This is a genomic window from Curvibacter cyanobacteriorum, assembly GCF_028649475.1.
Classification (GTDB): domain Bacteria; phylum Pseudomonadota; class Gammaproteobacteria; order Burkholderiales; family Burkholderiaceae_C; genus Curvibacter; species Curvibacter cyanobacteriorum.
The window spans coordinates 108380-123903 of the sequence record NZ_JAQSIP010000008.1 but is presented as its reverse complement, the minus strand read 5'-3'; the positions used below and the strand labels follow the sequence as shown (position 1 = coordinate 123903).

8 protein-coding genes and 1 CRISPR repeat array (1 of these 9 cut by a window edge) are annotated in these 15524 nt (G+C 67.5%); of the genes, 2 read left to right on the top strand and 6 right to left on the bottom strand.

From position 1 onward, the window contains the following. Positions 1–1976: a CRISPR direct-repeat array (repeat unit 28 nt; unit sequence GTTCACTGCCGCATAGGCAGCTCAGAAA) (it extends 632 nt beyond the left edge of the window). A gap of 515 nt (positions 1977–2491) precedes the next feature. Further along, a complete protein-coding gene (locus tag PSQ40_RS16515; protein ID WP_273952980.1) occupies positions 2492–4663 on the top strand; it encodes a TonB-dependent siderophore receptor in 2172 nt (723 codons plus the stop codon). A 28-nt stretch (positions 4664–4691) separates the two neighbouring features. Next, positions 4692–6065: a PepSY-associated TM helix domain-containing protein gene (locus PSQ40_RS16510; protein WP_273952978.1), complete on the top strand. Its 1374-nt coding sequence runs from the start codon at positions 4692–4694 to the stop codon at positions 6063–6065. Here the strand turns inward: PSQ40_RS16510 and PSQ40_RS16505 are convergent. The 6 genes from PSQ40_RS16505 to PSQ40_RS16480 all read right to left on the bottom strand — a co-directional run bounded on the left by PSQ40_RS16505 (position 6040) and on the right by PSQ40_RS16480 (position 15448). After that, positions 6040–8730 (bottom strand): bifunctional acetate--CoA ligase family protein/GNAT family N-acetyltransferase, encoded by a 2691-nt coding sequence (locus PSQ40_RS16505; protein WP_273952976.1) that lies wholly within the window; start codon positions 8728–8730, stop codon positions 6040–6042. The two genes, PSQ40_RS16510 and PSQ40_RS16505, sit on opposite strands and share 26 nt — an antisense overlap. Before the next feature lie 57 nt (positions 8731–8787). Continuing rightward, the gene (locus PSQ40_RS16500) at positions 8788–9714 is read right to left on the bottom strand and encodes a histone deacetylase family protein (protein ID WP_273953065.1); all 927 of its coding nucleotides are present in this window, start codon (positions 9712–9714) and stop codon (positions 8788–8790) included. 169 nt (positions 9715–9883) lie between these two features. Further along, complete coding sequence (locus PSQ40_RS16495) at positions 9884–10600, bottom strand: MgtC/SapB family protein (RefSeq protein WP_273952974.1); 717 nt, start codon at positions 10598–10600, stop codon at positions 9884–9886. A gap of 238 nt (positions 10601–10838) precedes the next feature. Beyond that, positions 10839–12596 (bottom strand): gamma-glutamyltransferase, encoded by a 1758-nt coding sequence (ggt, locus tag PSQ40_RS16490; protein WP_273952973.1) that lies wholly within the window; start codon positions 12594–12596, stop codon positions 10839–10841. Positions 12597–13004: 408 nt separating this feature from the next. Next, a complete protein-coding gene (hemP, locus tag PSQ40_RS16485) occupies positions 13005–13220 on the bottom strand; it encodes a hemin uptake protein HemP (RefSeq protein WP_273952972.1) in 216 nt (71 codons plus the stop codon). Between the two features lie 182 nt (positions 13221–13402). Further along, a complete protein-coding gene (locus tag PSQ40_RS16480; RefSeq protein WP_273952970.1) occupies positions 13403–15448 on the bottom strand; it encodes a molybdopterin-containing oxidoreductase family protein in 2046 nt (681 codons plus the stop codon). Positions 15449–15524 lie beyond the last annotated feature (76 nt).

The window sequence follows — 15524 nt, the reverse complement described above, 5'->3', positions numbered from 1 at the left end:
AGAAACGATGGACGGATGCGATGCCTACGTTCACTGCCGCATAGGCAGCTCAGAAAGTGGGGGAGATGCGATAGATCACATCGGTCAAGTTCACTGCCGCATAGGCAGCTCAGAAACACTGCAGAACCGTGGGGAGGTTCCCCAGGCCGTTCACTGCCGCATAGGCAGCTCAGAAATATCCGTGGCACCTGGACTCCCACCGCTGAATGTTCACTGCCGCATAGGCAGCTCAGAAACTCGGCAAAGACGCCGAACTCCGCACCACCACGTTCACTGCCGCATAGGCAGCTCAGAAAAAGAACGTACCCGGCTATGCCACGTTTGCCAAGTTCACTGCCGCATAGGCAGCTCAGAAACCACCCAACAGAATGGAGGCAACGCATCATGAGTTCACTGCCGCATAGGCAGCTCAGAAATGACCGGCTCCGACCGGATGCGCTCTGCCAACGTTCACTGCCGCATAGGCAGCTCAGAAAAGCCGCAGCGCATCGCCGTCGTCAGCGAGTGGGTTCACTGCCGCATAGGCAGCTCAGAAAATCCTCCAGCTCAAGGACGGCAATGTCCGAGGGTTCACTGCCGCATAGGCAGCTCAGAAATGATGCCGTCCTTTCGGTCTTTACGTGGGGGTGTTCACTGCCGCATAGGCAGCTCAGAAACTCGCCAGGGCCGCCCGAATGCGGGCCCACACGTTCACTGCCGCATAGGCAGCTCAGAAAAGCTCGGGCTCTTGCGTGATGATGTAGAAGTCGTTCACTGCCGCATAGGCAGCTCAGAAAACGCGCCCGCGCTTGCCGCCCACGGTGCGCTTGTTCACTGCCGCATAGGCAGCTCAGAAAGTGAACGGAGAGCCGGCAAGAATGGCGGCCTGGTTCACTGCCGCATAGGCAGCTCAGAAATGGGCACCGATCGCAACGCGGCCATCCGCAAAGTTCACTGCCGCATAGGCAGCTCAGAAAAGCCGAGAAGGTGGCATAGAACTGCGCCGAGCGTTCACTGCCGCATAGGCAGCTCAGAAATCAAACCAGTATCGCTCTGCGTCGATCAATGCGTTCACTGCCGCATAGGCAGCTCAGAAAAGCACGGTCAGCGCGCCGGTGCCGGAGTTGTGGTTCACTGCCGCAAAGGCAGCTCAGAAAACAGCGGTGCCAAAGAGCAAAAAATCCTCGTCGTTCACTGCCGCATAGGCAGCTCAGAAATGCCGCCCGTGGTGGCGCCGCAGCTTGCCGCGGTTCACAGCCGCATAGGCAGCTCAGAAAGCCAAGAACCATAGAAATCACGATAACTGCACGTTCACTGCCGCATAGGCAGCTCAGAAAAATGGGGTGTTCCATCGTGCTGGGGCTCCGCGGTTCACTGCCGCATAGGCAGCTCAGAAAAATGTGATGGTCTACCAGTTCGAGCGCATCCAGTTCACTGCCGCATAGGCAGCTCAGAAAGTTTGGCGGGAGCTGCGGCGCGTGGAGGCCGTGTTCACTGCCGCATAGGCAGCTCAGAAATGCGTGTATTGCGCGTGCTCCAGGGCGAGTTTGTTCACTGCCGCATAGGCAGCTCAGAAATGCTCAAAGTCGGCCCAAACCGCCTGAAAAACGTTCACTGCCGCATAGGCAGCTCAGAAACGCTCAAAAGAGGTCTCCCCCGAGGTTCTGGCGTTCACTGCCGCATAGGCAGCTCAGAAAACGTGCGAGCCCATGCCCGGACACGCTCACTGGTTCACTGCCGCATAGGCAGCTCAGAAAAGGCAGGGAGGCCCAGACGCGGGCACATTTGCGTTCACTGCCGCATAGGCAGCTCAGAAAATCAGCTGCGACTGGGGCAGGGGCGGCGCTTTGTTCACTGCCGCATAGGCAGCTCAGAAAATCACTGAGCCAGGCGCCCAGCCCATGATGCGGCTCACTGCCCCATAGGCAGCTCAGAAAAGCCGTGCCCAAGGGTTGGAAGCTGGTTCCCGGTTCACTGCCGCATAGGCAGCTCAGAAAACGGTCAGGAATGCGACCACGGTGTTGTCAGGGTTAACTGCCCCATGAGGCACGCAGAAAAGTGCGACGGCAATGTGCGGTGGGGGCTGTGTCACCGCTGTGCCGCCAATGAATCCCTCTACAGACAGACCATCCAAACGGCGCAGGTCGCCCACCGACCTCAGGTGATTGCAAAACTTCGCGTGATCCCGCTTGTTGGGTTGCGTTGGGCATCGCAATCTGTCCTGTGTTCGACAGCCATCCCTACGGTGGGTCGGCACGGTTGCGGTGGTTGGTAGGCCCAATTCCACTCGCGAATCGAACAATCTCCGAGCGCCTCACAGCCGTTGGACACCGCTCCAAAGCGCCGGAGCCACCCGCTGTAGAAGGGCCTCAACAAGTCCTCACCTCATCCACTCTTCCACTTGCGTACTAGGAATCATTCTCATTAGAATTCGAGAATGATTCTTATTAGCAAGTTAAAGACTGTGCACGCTGCGCGACCCAGCTGGCGTGCCTCTCGTTCCTCTCAGGCCGTGCGCCTGGCGCTTGGCGCCCTGGCTGTGGGGGCTGCTTGGCCGGCGGCTTGGGCGCAGTCGGCTGCGACGACGGCCACCGCCACCGCCACCACCGCGACAGCGACCGCCAACCCCAGTGCCGCTGCCAGCCTGCGCGAAGTCCAGATCAAAGAGGCCCCCGACACGGCCACCGAAGGCACGGGGGCGTACACGGTGCGCGCGGCGTCCACGGCCACGCGGTTGGACTTGTCGCTGCGCGACACGCCGCAGTCGATCAGCGTGATCACGCGCTCGCAGATGGATGACTTTGGCCTGCGCAGCGCCAACGAGGTGCTGGACATGGCCACGGGCATCAACGTCGAACGCATTGAAACCGACCGCACTTACTACTCGGCGCGCGGCTTTGACGTGACCAATTTCCAGGTCGATGGCCTGGGTCTGCCGTTCACCAACGGCGGCCAGGACGGCGACCTGGACACGGCCATTTACGACCGGGTCGAAGTGCTGCGGGGGGCCAATGGCCTGACGTCATCGACGGGCAACCCGTCGGCCACGATCAACTTTGTGCGCAAGCGGCCGACCCGTGAATTCCAGGCCAGCACCGGCCTGACCCTGGGCAGCTGGAACCAGCGCCGCGTCGACGCGGATCTGTCGGGCCCGCTCAACGAGGCGGGCACGGTGCGGGGCCGCCTGGTGGTGGCCGACGAGGACAAAAACAGCTACCTCGACCGCTATTCGCTGCACAAGCAGGTGTTGTCGGGGGTGATCGAGGCCGACCTGGGCGCAGGCACGCGGCTGACCGCTGGCGTGGCTTACCAAAAGAACACCCCGCGCGGCAGCCTGTGGGGCGCCTTGCCGCTGTTCAACAGCGATGGCTCGGCCACGAATTACGCGGTGTCCACCAGCACCTCGGCCAACTGGTCGTACTGGAACACCACCGACACGCGCCAGTTTGTCGAGCTGAGCCAGGCCCTGGGGCAGGGCTGGTCGCTCAAGGCCGCCTTCAACCACCGCGTGCTGCGCTCGGAGGGCAATTTGTTCTATGCCTACGGCACGCCCAATGCCAGCACGGGGCTGGGGCTGTACAGCTACCCCTCGTACTTCCGCAGTGCCGAAAAGCAGAACGTGCTCGACGTCTATGCCAGCGGGCCGTTTGCCTTGGCGGGCCGCCAGCACGAGTTGGTGCTGGGGGCCAGCAGCGCGCGCAGCGACATGCGTCAGCTGTCGCTGTATGGCAATGACATTGGCACGGCCTTGCCGGCGTTGGTCAACTGGACCGGCCAGTACACGATGCCCAGCTTCACGGCCTCGTCCAACCAGGCGGACTTTGTGATCCGCCGCCAAAGCCTGTACGCCACTGCGCGCTGGAACCTCAGCGACCGGCTCAAGCTGATGACTGGGGCCAATGTGACCCAGGTGGAAAGCACCGGACAGAACTACGGCGTGGCGCACCGCTACGACCAGACCAAGGCTTCGCCGTTCCTGGGCGCCACCTACGCGCTGGACGCGCAGCACTCGCTGTACGCCAGCTACGCGGGCATCTTCAACCCGCAGACCCAGGTGGGTGCCAACCTGCAGCCGCTGGCGCCGGTGCAAGGCCGCAACCTCGAGGGCGGCATCAAGGGCGAGTGGCTGGACAAGCGCCTGAACGCCTCGGCCAGCGTGTTCCGCACGCAGCAAAAGAACACCGCCGAGGCCACCAGCACCTACGTGGACAGCACCCTGGTGTACCGCGGTGTGGACGCCACCTCGACCGGCTTTGAGCTGGACGTGGCCGGCCGCATCCGCCCCGACTGGGAGCTGAGCGCGGGCTACACCCAGATGCGCATCCGCAACGACAACACCGGCGCCGACGCGCGCACCTATGTGCCGCGCCAGACCCTGCGCCTGGCCACCAGCGTGCAGGTGCCGCAGGTGCCGGGCCTCAAGGTGGGGGCCAACCTGCGCTGGCAGGGCGACATCTGGCGTGACCAGGGCGTGACCACGGCCTCGGGTCAGGCCATCGTCACGCGCCAGTCGGCCTATGCGCTGCTGGGCTTGATGGCGCGCTACGACATCAACCGCCAGTGGAGCGCCACGCTCAACATCAACAACCTGACAGACCGCAAGTACCTCAACAGCCTGTACTGGGCCCAGGGCTACTACGGCGCGCCGCGCAACGTGAATGTGAGCCTGCAATGGCGTTATTGATGAACCCCCTGGCCGGAGGGGCCCGCTGATGCGCGCCGCACTGGTGGCGGTGCACCGCTGGGTGGGCTTGGCGATGGCCGTGTTCCTGGTCATCGCGGGCCTGACCGGGGCCGTGATCTCCTGGGACCACGAGCTGGACGAATGGCTCAACCCGCACCTCAACGAGGCGCCGGGACGCGGCCCCGCGCCGCCCGCGCTGCAATGGGTGGCCGAGATCGAACAGCGCCACCCGCAGGTCAAGGTCAGCTACGTGCCGATGGCGGTCGAGCCCGGGCACGCGCTGGCGTTTGGCGTCGAGCCCCGACCCGACCCGGTGACCGGGGCGCTGGCAGAGCCCGGTTTCAACCAGGTCTTCATCGACCCGGTCACCGGGGCCGAACTGGGGCGGCGCCAGTGGGGCGCCGTGTGGCCGCTGGGGCGCGAGAACCTGGTGTCCTTCCTGTACGTGCTGCACTACAGCCTGCACCTGCCGGCCTGGGGCGGCATTGACCGCTGGGGCGTGTGGCTGATGGGCGTGGTGGCGGTGTTCTGGACGGTGGACTGCTTCACCGGCTTTTACCTCACGCTGCCACCCGCGCGCCGGGCCGGCCCGGCGGGGGCTTCCGCGGCCCGCCGCGGGGCGGGCGCCGCCACGGCTTCACGCCCTGCCTCGGGCGGCAAGTCCTGGTGGGCGCGCTGGCAACCGGCGTGGCGCGTGCGTTGGCAGGGCGGGGCCAGCAAGCTCAACTTTGACCTGCACCGCGCCGGCAGCCTGTGGACCTGGGCGCTGCTGTTCGTGCTGGCCTTCACGGCGTTCTCGCTGAACCTGTACCGCGAGGTGTTTTTTCCGGTCATGTCGCTGGTGTCCGAGGTCACGCCCACGCCGTTTGAGCAGCGCACCCCGTCCAGCCAGCCCGGTGGGGTGGCGCCGCGACTCGACTACGCACAGGCCTTGCAAGCGGCGCAAGGCCAGGCCCGCGCGCGCGGCTGGACCGAGCCGGTGGGCTCGGTCTACCACGCGGCTTTGTACGACCTGTATGGCGTGCAGTTCTACCGCCCCGAGGACGGCCACGGCGCTGGCGGGGTGGGTCACCGCACCCTGTTCATCGACGCCAGTGACGGCCGCGTGCTGGGCCAGCGCGTGCCCTGGGAAGGCAGCGCTGCCGACCTGTTTGTGCAGGCGCAGTTTCCGCTGCACTCGGGGCGCATCCTGGGCCTGCCGGGGCGCATCCTGATCTCGGTCATGGGCCTGGTGGTGGCCATGCTCAGCATCACGGGCGTGCTGATCTGGTGGCGCAAGCACCGGGCACGGCGTGATCAGGCCAGGTCACTGGCGGCCGCGGCGCCGGGGGCTGCCGACGACCCGGCTCAGGCCCCGGCTCGGGGGCCACAAACCCTCACAGCGCGTGGGTCACGAGTTTGAACTCGGGGTCTTCCGGGAAGGCCTTGACGCTGAAGCCCAGGCTGCGCATCAGCTTGAGCATGGGCTGGTTGTTGGCCAGCACCAGGCCGTCGATCTCCGACAGGCCCTTCTCGCGGGCCACGTCCATGATGGCTTCCATCAGGCGTGAGCCCAGGCCCTTGCCATTGAAGTCGTCGGCCACCACCAGCGAGAACTCACAGCTGGTCTGGTCGGGGTTGGTGATGTAGCGCGACACACCGACGATGCGCTCGCGCTCCTGCACCTCGCCCTGGTCGTCGATGCTGCGCTGCTTGACCACCGCCACCAGCGCCATCTCGCGGTCGTAGTCGATCAGCGTGAAGCGCGCCAGCATCGAGGGCGGCAGCTCGGTCATCGACGACACAAAGCGGAAGTACCGGCTTTCTTGCGACAGGCCGTGCACCAGCTCCTGCAGCATCTGTGCGTCGTCGGGGTGGATCGGGCGCACCGTGTACTCGCCCCCCCCGCGCAGCGGCAGCACGTGCTCGTAGCGGGCCGGGTAGGGCAGGATGGCCAGGTGCTGGTAGTTGCTTTGGCGGCCGCTGGCGGCCTGCGGGGCGCTGTCGATCACGATGCGCGCGTCCACCGCCACCGCCCCGTCCTGGTCCACGATGATGGGGTTGATGTCCATCTCGCGCAGCTGGGGCAGCTCACAGACCATTTCTGACACGCGCAGCAGCACCTGCTCCAGCGCCTCCTGGTCGACGGCGCTGGCGCCGCGCCAGTCGCCCAGGGTTTCGGCCACCCGGGCGCGGTCGATCAGGCGCCGCGCCAGGAACTGGTTCAGCGGTGGCAGCTCGACGGCGCGGTCGTCGATCAGCTCGATCATGGTGCCGCCCGCGCCGAAGGTGATCACCGGGCCAAAGGGGTCGTCGGTCAGCAGGCCGATGCAGATCTCGCGGCCGCGGCGCGAGCGCGCCATCTTCTGCACCGTGGCGCCGTTGATGCGCGCCTGCGGTTGCAGCCGGGCCACGCGCTCGAGCATGTCGTTGTAGGCGTCGCGCACGCTGACCGCGTTCATCAGGTTGAGCACCACGCCCTGCACATCGGACTTGTGGCTGATGTCGGGCGAGTCGATCTTCAGCGCCACCGGAAAGCCCATCTGCGTGGCCGTCATCATGGCCTCGTTGGCGTTGCGCACCAGCACCGTGTGGGTGACCGGGATGTGGAAGGCCGACAGCAGGGTCTTGGACTCCATCTCGGTCAGCACCTTGCGCCGCTCGGACAGCACGCTCTCGATCACCAGGCGCGCGCCCTCCAGGTCGGGCTTGGCCAGGGCAGACAAGGGCGGCGGGGTTTGTTGCAGCAGCTGCTGGTTTTGGTAGAAGGCCGCCAGGTTGCCAAAGGCGCCCACCGCCGCTTCGGGGGTGCGGAAGCTGGGGATCAAGGCCTCGTTGAGCACCCCGCGCGCCGGCACCACCTGGTTGTCGCCCATCCAGCAGGCCAGCAGCGGCTTGCCCATCTGGGGCTTGAGCTGGGCCACGGCCTGCGCGATGGCCTGGGCGTCCACGCCGACCTTGGGCGAGCAGATGACCAGCACGCCGTCGATCTGGCGGTCTTTGTTGGCGGCGGCCACCGCGGCACTGAAATGCTCGGGGCTGGCGTCCTCGGACAGGTCGATCAGGTCGGTCAGCGAGGCCAGTGCGGGCAGCTGCGGGCGCAGCGCCTGCACCGACTCGGGCGACAGGCGACCCAGCTCCAGCTTGATCTCATTGACCCAGTCGGCGGCCAGCACGCCGGGGCCGCCGCCGTTGGTGACGATGGCCAGGCGCCGCCCCACGGGGCGGTAGCGCGAGGCCAGGCATTTGGCGGCCGAGAACAGCTCGACAAACGAGCGCACCCGCACGGCACCGGCGCGGCGCAGCGCGGCGTCGAACACGTCGTCGCTGCCCACGATGGCGCCGCTGTGCGTCTGGGCGGCCTCATTGCCGGCGGGCTTGCGGCCGGCTTTGAGCACCACCACCGGCTTGGCGTTGGCGGCCGAGCGCAGCGCGCTCATGAAGCGGCGCGCGTTGGAGATGCCCTCCAGGTACACGATGATGCTGTGCGTCTTGCCGTCGTTGGCCAGGAAGTCGAGCACATCGGCCATGTCGACCACGGTGTTGGGCCCCAGCGACACCACGGTGGAAAACCCCACCGCGTTGTTGCGCGCCCAGTCCAGCATCGACGCCGTCAGCGACCCCGACTGCGACACCAGGGCCAGCGTGCCGGTGCGCGCCAGGGGGCCGCTGATGCTGGCGTTGAGCTGCAGCGGCGGGCGCTGAAACCCCTGGCAGTTGGGCCCCAGCAGGTGGATGCCCTCGCGCAGCGCGATCTTGCGCAGCTGCAGCGCCTGCTCGGCGCTGATGCCGCTGGAGATCACCAGCGCCGCCTTGCAGCTGAGCCGTGCCGCCACCTCCAGCGCCGCGCCCACGTCGTGTGGCACCAGCGCGATGATGGCCAGGTCGGCCTTGGTCTGCGCCAGGTCGGCCAGCGTGCCCGTGGTGTGGATGTCGATGAAGCGCAGGGTGCCGGTGTAGCGCTGCGCCTTGATGGCCTCCTGCAGGGCCTGGGTGTGGGCGGGCAGTGGCTCGCCGTCGCCCGCGGTGGGGGCGAACACGACGATGGAGTCGGGCGAGAAAAGGGCGGTCAGGTAGTGTTTGTCCATGGGGTCCGTCGCGGTCGGTCGTGGGCGTTGCTGGCAGCTGCCATGCTCGCTCAAAAATCAGTCGGCGCCAATCAGCACTTTGACGTGGGCACCCGCACTGCGGGCCAGGGGGCTGAGCACATAGCCGCCCTCCAGGCAGGAGATGATGCGCCCCTGGCAGTGGCGGCGGGCCACCGCCATCAGTTGCTGGGTCACCCATTCGTAGTCGGCTTCGAGCAGAGCCAGGTTGCCCATGTCGTCGTCGCGGTGGGCGTCAAAGCCCGCCGAGATGTAGATCAGTTCGGGCGCAAAGGCCTCCAGCGCGGGCAGCCAGTGCTGGGTCACGGCGTCGCGGAAGGCGTCACGCCCCGATCGCGCGGGCAGGCCCACATGGACCATGCCGGGCCGATTGGGCACCTCGTCGGGGTAAGGGTACAGGCCTTTTTCGTAGATGGAGCACATCAGCACGCGCTCGTCACCCTCGAAGATGTCCTCGCTGCCGTTGCCGTGGTGCACGTCAAAGTCGATCAGCGCCACCCGGCTCAGGCCGTGCACGTCCAGCGCGTGGCGCACACCCACCGCCGCGTTGTTGAAAAAGCAAAAGCCCATCGCCTGCCGGTAGGCTGCGTGGTGGCCGGGCGGGCGCACGCAGCAAAAGGCCGCCGCCACCTCGCGGTTCAGCACCAGATCGGTGGCCTGGACGGCTGCGCCAGCGGCGCGCAGCGCGGCGGTGACGGTGTGCGGGTTCATTTGGGTGTCGGGGTCGACCGCGCGGTAGCCCTCGCGGGGCGACGCGGCCAGGATCTCGCTGACGTACAGCGAGGCATGGGCGCGGCCCAGTTGCTCGGGCGTGGCCAGCGGGGCGTCGTAGGGCTGCATGTAGTCGAGCAGGCCCTTGATCAGCAGGTGGTCGTGGATGGCGGCCAGGCGCTCAGGGCATTCGGGGTGGTCCGGGCCCATCTCGTGGCGGCTGCAGTCGGCGTGGGTGATGTAGGCAGCGAGCAAAACAGTCTCCGACATGGGGCGGGAGGTCCGCCCCTTTTCGCACACTGTAGGCCGGGCGGGCCCCCCGCCATTTGACCTGAGGCAAGGGTTGCAGCGGGCGCCCCGCAGGGGCCCCCGCCCGGCCCCCAGACGGCACCGCACCGGGCCGGGCCCGAGGGGGCGGTCAGCCTCATTCGGTGGTGCTGGGGCTCCAGAAGGCCTGGTGCACAAAGGCCTCGCTCTTCAGCTTGGCCACCAGGGCGTTGAGTTCGCTGCCTTCGATGGAGGTGGCTGACAGCGTGGCCTCGATCTCCACCTCGTGCTCGCCGAAGGCATGCACCGACAGGTCACGCAGCGGGTGCTGCCACTGCTCCAGCAATTGGTGCAGCAGGGACATGGCTTGCTTCTGGTGTTCGCGTGGGGTGATCAGGTAGACCGTGCAGGTGACCTCGACCGAGGGCGTGGCCAGAGGTTGGCGGTTGATGCGGTCCACCACCGGGCGCAGCAAGGTGTTGGCGGCCAATACAAACAGGGTGCCGACGAAGGCTTCCACCACCAGGTCCGAACCCGCGCAGGCGCCCACCGCGGCCGAGGCCCACAGCGTGGCGGCGGTGTTGAGGCCGCGCACGCTGCCCTCTTCGCGCATGATCACGCCGGCGCCCAAGAAGCCGATGCCCGACACCACATAGGCAATCACCCGCACCGCGCCGTCACTGCCACCGAGCCGGTTGGCCATGTCCACAAAGATGGCCGCGCCCACCGCCACCAGCACATTGGTGCGCAGGCCGGCGGTGCGCTGGCGAAACTGGCGTTCCAGCCCGATCAGCCCGCCCATCACAAAGGCGGTGCTGAGGCTCAGCAGCGAGTCGGCCAGGGACACGAGGTTGATGTTTTGCAGGGCTTGCATGGCGTTCCATCAGCGCAAAAAGGAGGAGGGCGGGGGGCTGGCGCCATTGTGCCCAGCCTGACCGCCGGGTGTGATGACAAAGCCGTTGAAACCCCGGGCCCGTGTGGCGAGTCCCGCGCGGCGGGCCGGCAGGCCGGCGGGGCTGGCGCAGGCACCGGCGACGAAGCGAGTGCGGGCGTGGGTGTGGGGGCGGGTGCGGGTGCGGCCCCCCCGCGGCCGGCGGTGGGGCCGCCTGGCGTCAGTAGCCCAGTGCCAGGCCGGTGTTGCGGCGCGGGTCGTTGGCGCCGTAGAAACGGTTTTTGCCCACCGGCTTGCCCCCCAGCGTGGGGGCGCCAATCAGCACCGCGGCCAAGTGGTTGGCCTGCTGTGGCTGGCCCAGTTGGTGGCCCGCGGCCTCCAGCAGGCGCCGGGTGTCGGGCGACAGGGCATAGGGCTCGACGAAGGTCACGTCGGGCATCCATTGCTGGTGAAAGCGCGGGGCGTCCACCGCCTCCTGCACGTTCATGCCGTAGTCGATCACATTGATCAAGGTGTGCAGCACCGCGGTGATGATGCGGCTGCCACCCGGGGTGCCCAGCACCATCACGGGCTGCTGGTCCTTGGTGACGACGGTGGGGCTCATCGACGACAGCGGGCGCTTGCCCGGGGCGATGGCGTTGCGCTCGCCTTGCACCAGGCCATAAATGTTGGGCACCCCGACCTTGACGGTGAAGTCGTCCATCTCGTTGTTCAGCAGCACGCCGGTGCCCGGCACGGTGAGGCGGGCGCCGAACCAGTCGTTCAGTGTGTAGGTGACGGCCACCACATTGCCCCAGCGGTCGGCGATCGAGTAGTGGGTGGTGTTGCTGCCCTCGTGCGGGGGCACGCCCGGCTTGATGTCCTTGGACACCCCGGCCTTGTGGGGGTGGATGGCGGCGCGGATCTGGGCCGCGTAGCCTTTGTCGGTCAGGCGCTCGATCGGGTTGCTGACAAAGTCGGGGTCGCCGAGGTAGCTGTTGCGGTCGACGTAAGCGTGGCGCATGGCCTCGATCTGGTAGTGCACCGCCTGGGCCGAGCGAAATCCCAGCTCCTTGAGCGGGTAGCCCTCCAGGATGTTGAGGATCTCGCACAGGATCACCCCGCCCGAGCTGGGCGGCGGCGCCGACACCACCTGGTAGCCGCGGTATTGGCACTGGATGGGCGCACGTTCGCGGGTCTGGTACTGGTCCAGGTCGGCCTGGGTGATGAGGCCGCCGCCGGCCTGGCTGGCTTGAGTCAGGGCCTGGGCAAACGGGCCCTGGTAGAAGCCCGCGGCGCCTTGCTCGCTGATCTGGCGCAGCGTGCGGGCCAGGTCCTTTTGCACCAGCTTGTCGCCCACTTGGTAGGGCTCGCCCTGCTTCAGGAAGATGGCAGCGCTGGCCGGGTCCTGGCGCAGGTCGGCGGTGGCGCTGTGCAGCATGTCGACGTCGCCCTGGTCGAGCACGAAGCCGTCTTCGGCCAGCTGGATGGCGGGGGCCAGCAGCGCGGCGCGGGTCAGGGTGCCGTACTTCTCGCGGGCCGTTTCCAGGCCGGACACGCTGCCGGGCACCCCCACCGCGAGGTGACCGCGTGTGCTCAGGCCTTTGATGACGTTGCCCTGGCGGTCCAGGTACATGTGCGGCGTGGCGGCCAGCGGGGCCTTTTCGCGGAAGTCGAGGAAGGTTTTGCGGCCATCGGCCAGTTGCAGCGTCATGAAGCCGCCGCCGCCCAGGTTGCCTGCCGCCGGGTAAACCACCGCCAGCGCGTAGCCCACGGCCACCGCGGCGTCGACCGCGTTGCCGCCTTGCTGCAGCACCGACACCCCGATCTTGGTCGCCAGGTGCTGGGCCGTGACCACCATGCCCTGTTCGGCGGCCACCGGGGCGGCCGAAGCCGCGTGGGCGGCGCCCTGCCAGGGCCACCACAGGCTGGTCAGCCACAGGGCGGTTGTGCACACGGCGGTCGTGCACAGGCGGTGACGGCTGGGGGCGAACAACATCGGGGCATCTCCTGGGGACGAGCAAGGATGAGCGGCTCCCGACCAGGCTGGGCGGGGCCCACGCCAGGCGAGGCCGCTGGCGCACGGGCGTCAGTGTAGAGGTGACTGCGCCGTCTGGCCGGGAGCGCTTGGGCCCCAGCCGCGGGCGCGGCCGTCCGGAGGGGCCCGTGAGTCACGCAGGGGACAAAAACCCAGGCCGCCGCGCGCTGGCGTGGGTGGCCTGGGAGGCTGGGGGGTCAGGGACGGCAGGCGGCCGGGGGCGGCGGGTCTGCCCCCGGTGCTGGGTCGCTGTAGGGGTGGGGAAAAAAGGCTTGGCTGGTCGTGGTCACCGGTGTCGGTGCCGACGATGGCTGGCCAAAACGACTTTGGGGGACGGATGAACGTCCCTGAGTCGCCCCACGATGAAACTCATTTGGTCAGGATCAACTTGCCCAGGCGGGTGGCTTGCAGCTTGTAGCGCAGGCCGTTGTGCACGATCTCCACCGCCTTTTGTCCGCCCAGCAGGGCCTGGCTCGGCAGCTCGCGCAGCGGCTCGGCGCCGTGGGGGCGGGACGCTGCGGTGATCCGGTCCGGGGTCGAGACGGCGTCATGAAACGAAAGTGACAGGGCGTTGTGCATGGACATGGCGGTGGCTCTGGTTGAACTCTGGCGTGGTCCGGTGCGGGGCGGGGACCTTGGGGTCCTGCGGCGCCACACGGGGCTGGCTGGGCCCTATTATGCACACAAATGAGAATCAATCTCATTTGATGTCAAAAATTTTTTCAGGGGTGGGTGCCGCCCGGGGCCCTCCGGGCGGCGGTGTGGCGTCAGGCCAGCGCGCTGACCTGCACTGCGCAGTCGTAGAAGGTGGGGCCGCGGCCCATGTCGGTCAGGGCCTGGCCGGTGAGCTGGTTCACGTTGGTGCCGTTGAGCCCCATCTTGCGCCACCACAGGCCCAGGCCCACCACCACGCCGGGGCGGGCGCGTTCGCTGACGTCGGCCTTGCAGTGGTATTCGCCCCGGGCGTTGAACACGCGCACCACGTCGCCGTGGCGGATCTGGCGTGCCGCCGCGTCGTCGGGGTGGATCTCCAGCAGTGGCTCGGTTTCGAGCTTGCTGAGGCTGTTCACGTTGACGAAGGTGGAGTTCAGGAAGTTGCGCGCCGGCGGCGAAATCATGGCCAGCGGCCAGGGCCCGTGGGGGTCGGGCAGCTCGCGGTTCGGCAGGTGCTGGGGCAGGCCGTCCAGGCCTTGCGCCACCAGTTGCGGGTTGAGGAACTCGCAGCGCCCCGACGGCGTTGGGAAGCCGCCGTGTGCAAACGGCGCGTCGGGCAGCGGCAGGCTGGCAAAGCCCTGGGCCAGCAGGGTGTCGAAGTTCACCTGCTCGCCAAAGGCCTGGCGGCACAGGGTCTGGTCGTCTTCGGCCAAGCAGGCGTCGTCGAAGCCCATCTTCTGTGCCAGGCGGCGGAAGATCTCGCTGTTGGGCAGGGCCTCGCCGACCGGGGCGATGGCGGGGCGGTTGAGCAGCACGTCGGTGTGGCCGTAGGCCAGGTGCACGTCCCAGTGTTCGAGCTGGGTGGTGGCGGGCAGCAGGTAGTCGGCGTGGTCGGCGGTGTCGGTCTGGAAGTGCTCCAGCACCACGGTGAACAGGTCCTCGCGCTGGAAGCCCGCCACCACCTTGGCCGATTCGGGCGCCACCGCGACCGGGTTGCTGTTGTAGACCACCAGGGCCTCGATGGCCGGACCGAAGTCGGGCGAGGCCGGGCGCAGCAGGTCGTCACCGATGGTGGACATGTTGATCAGGCGCGGGCGGCGCTCGCCCAGCAGGTCGGGCCGCTGCAAGACCTGGCGCTGCACCGGGAACTGGCCCGAGCTGGACAGCAGCAAGCCGCCACCCCGGTGGCGCCAGGCGCCCACCAGGGCCGGCAGGCAGGCCACGGCGCGCACCGCATTGCCGCCGCCGTGCACGCGCTGCATGCCGTAATTGAGGCGGATGGCGGCCGGCTGGGTGGTGCCGTAGTCGCGGGCTAGGCGCTGGATCTGCTCGACCGGCACGCCGCAGACCTCGGCCGCGCGCTCGGGCGGCCATTGCAGGGCGCGCTCGCGCAGTTCGGCCCAGCCCAGGGTGTGCTGGGCGATGTAGTCGTGGTCCAGCCAGTCGTGCTGGATCAGCTCGTGCATCAGGGCCAACGCCAGCGCCGCGTCGGTGCCGGGCCGCAGCGCGATGTGCTCATGGCATTTGTCGGCGGTTTCGGTGCGCCGCGGGTCGATGCAGACCAGGCGCGCGCCCTGGCGTTTGGCCTCTTGGGCAATGCGCCAGAAATGCAGGTTGCTGCCAATCGAGTTGCTGCCCCAGATCAGGATCAGCTTGGCTTCGGCGAAGAACTGCACCTTCATGCCCACTTTGCCGCCCAGGGTGTTCATCAGCCCCGCCGTGCCGGCCGAGGCGCAGATGGTCTGGTCCAGCCGGCTGGCCCCCAGGCGGTTGAAAAAGCGCGCGGCCATGCCATCGCCCTGCACCAGGCCCATGGTGCCCGCGTAGCTGTAGGGCAGTACGGCCTCGGGATCGCGTGCCGCGATGGCCTGAAGCCGGGCCGCGATGTCGGTCAGCGCCTCATCCCAGCTGACCCGTTGAAACTGGCCGGCGCCCTTCGGACCGACACGCTTTTGCGGGTACAACAGGCGGTCTGGGTGGTAGGTGCGCTCGGTGTAGCGCGATACTTTGGCGCACAGCACCCCGCCGGTCAGCGGGTGGTCCGGGTTGCCTTGCACCCGGGTGGCCACACCGTCGCGCACGGTGGTCACCAGGGCGCAGGTGTCGGGGCAGTCGTGGGGGCAGGCGCCGCGCACCTGGGTCTCGTCGGGGCTGTTCATCGTGATCTAAAGCAGTCTTTGTGTTTCGCCGAATTGTCATTCAGTCGCGCAGCGGTTAGCTTGGCGTCTGTCGTTG

Coding starts and splice junctions, on each gene's coding strand:
- ggt (WP_273952973.1), bottom strand. CDS start 12,596: ATGTTGTTCGCCCCCAGCCGTCACCGCCTGTGCACGACCGCCGTGTGC.
- hemP (WP_273952972.1), bottom strand. CDS start 13,220: ATGTCCATGCACAACGCCCTGTCACTTTCGTTTCATGACGCCGTCTCG.
- PSQ40_RS16495 (WP_273952974.1), bottom strand. CDS start 10,600: ATGCAAGCCCTGCAAAACATCAACCTCGTGTCCCTGGCCGACTCGCTG.
- PSQ40_RS16480 (WP_273952970.1), bottom strand. CDS start 15,448: ATGAACAGCCCCGACGAGACCCAGGTGCGCGGCGCCTGCCCCCACGAC.
- PSQ40_RS16505 (WP_273952976.1), bottom strand. CDS start 8,730: ATGGACAAACACTACCTGACCGCCCTTTTCTCGCCCGACTCCATCGTC.
- PSQ40_RS16510 (WP_273952978.1), top strand. CDS start 4,692: ATGCGCGCCGCACTGGTGGCGGTGCACCGCTGGGTGGGCTTGGCGATG.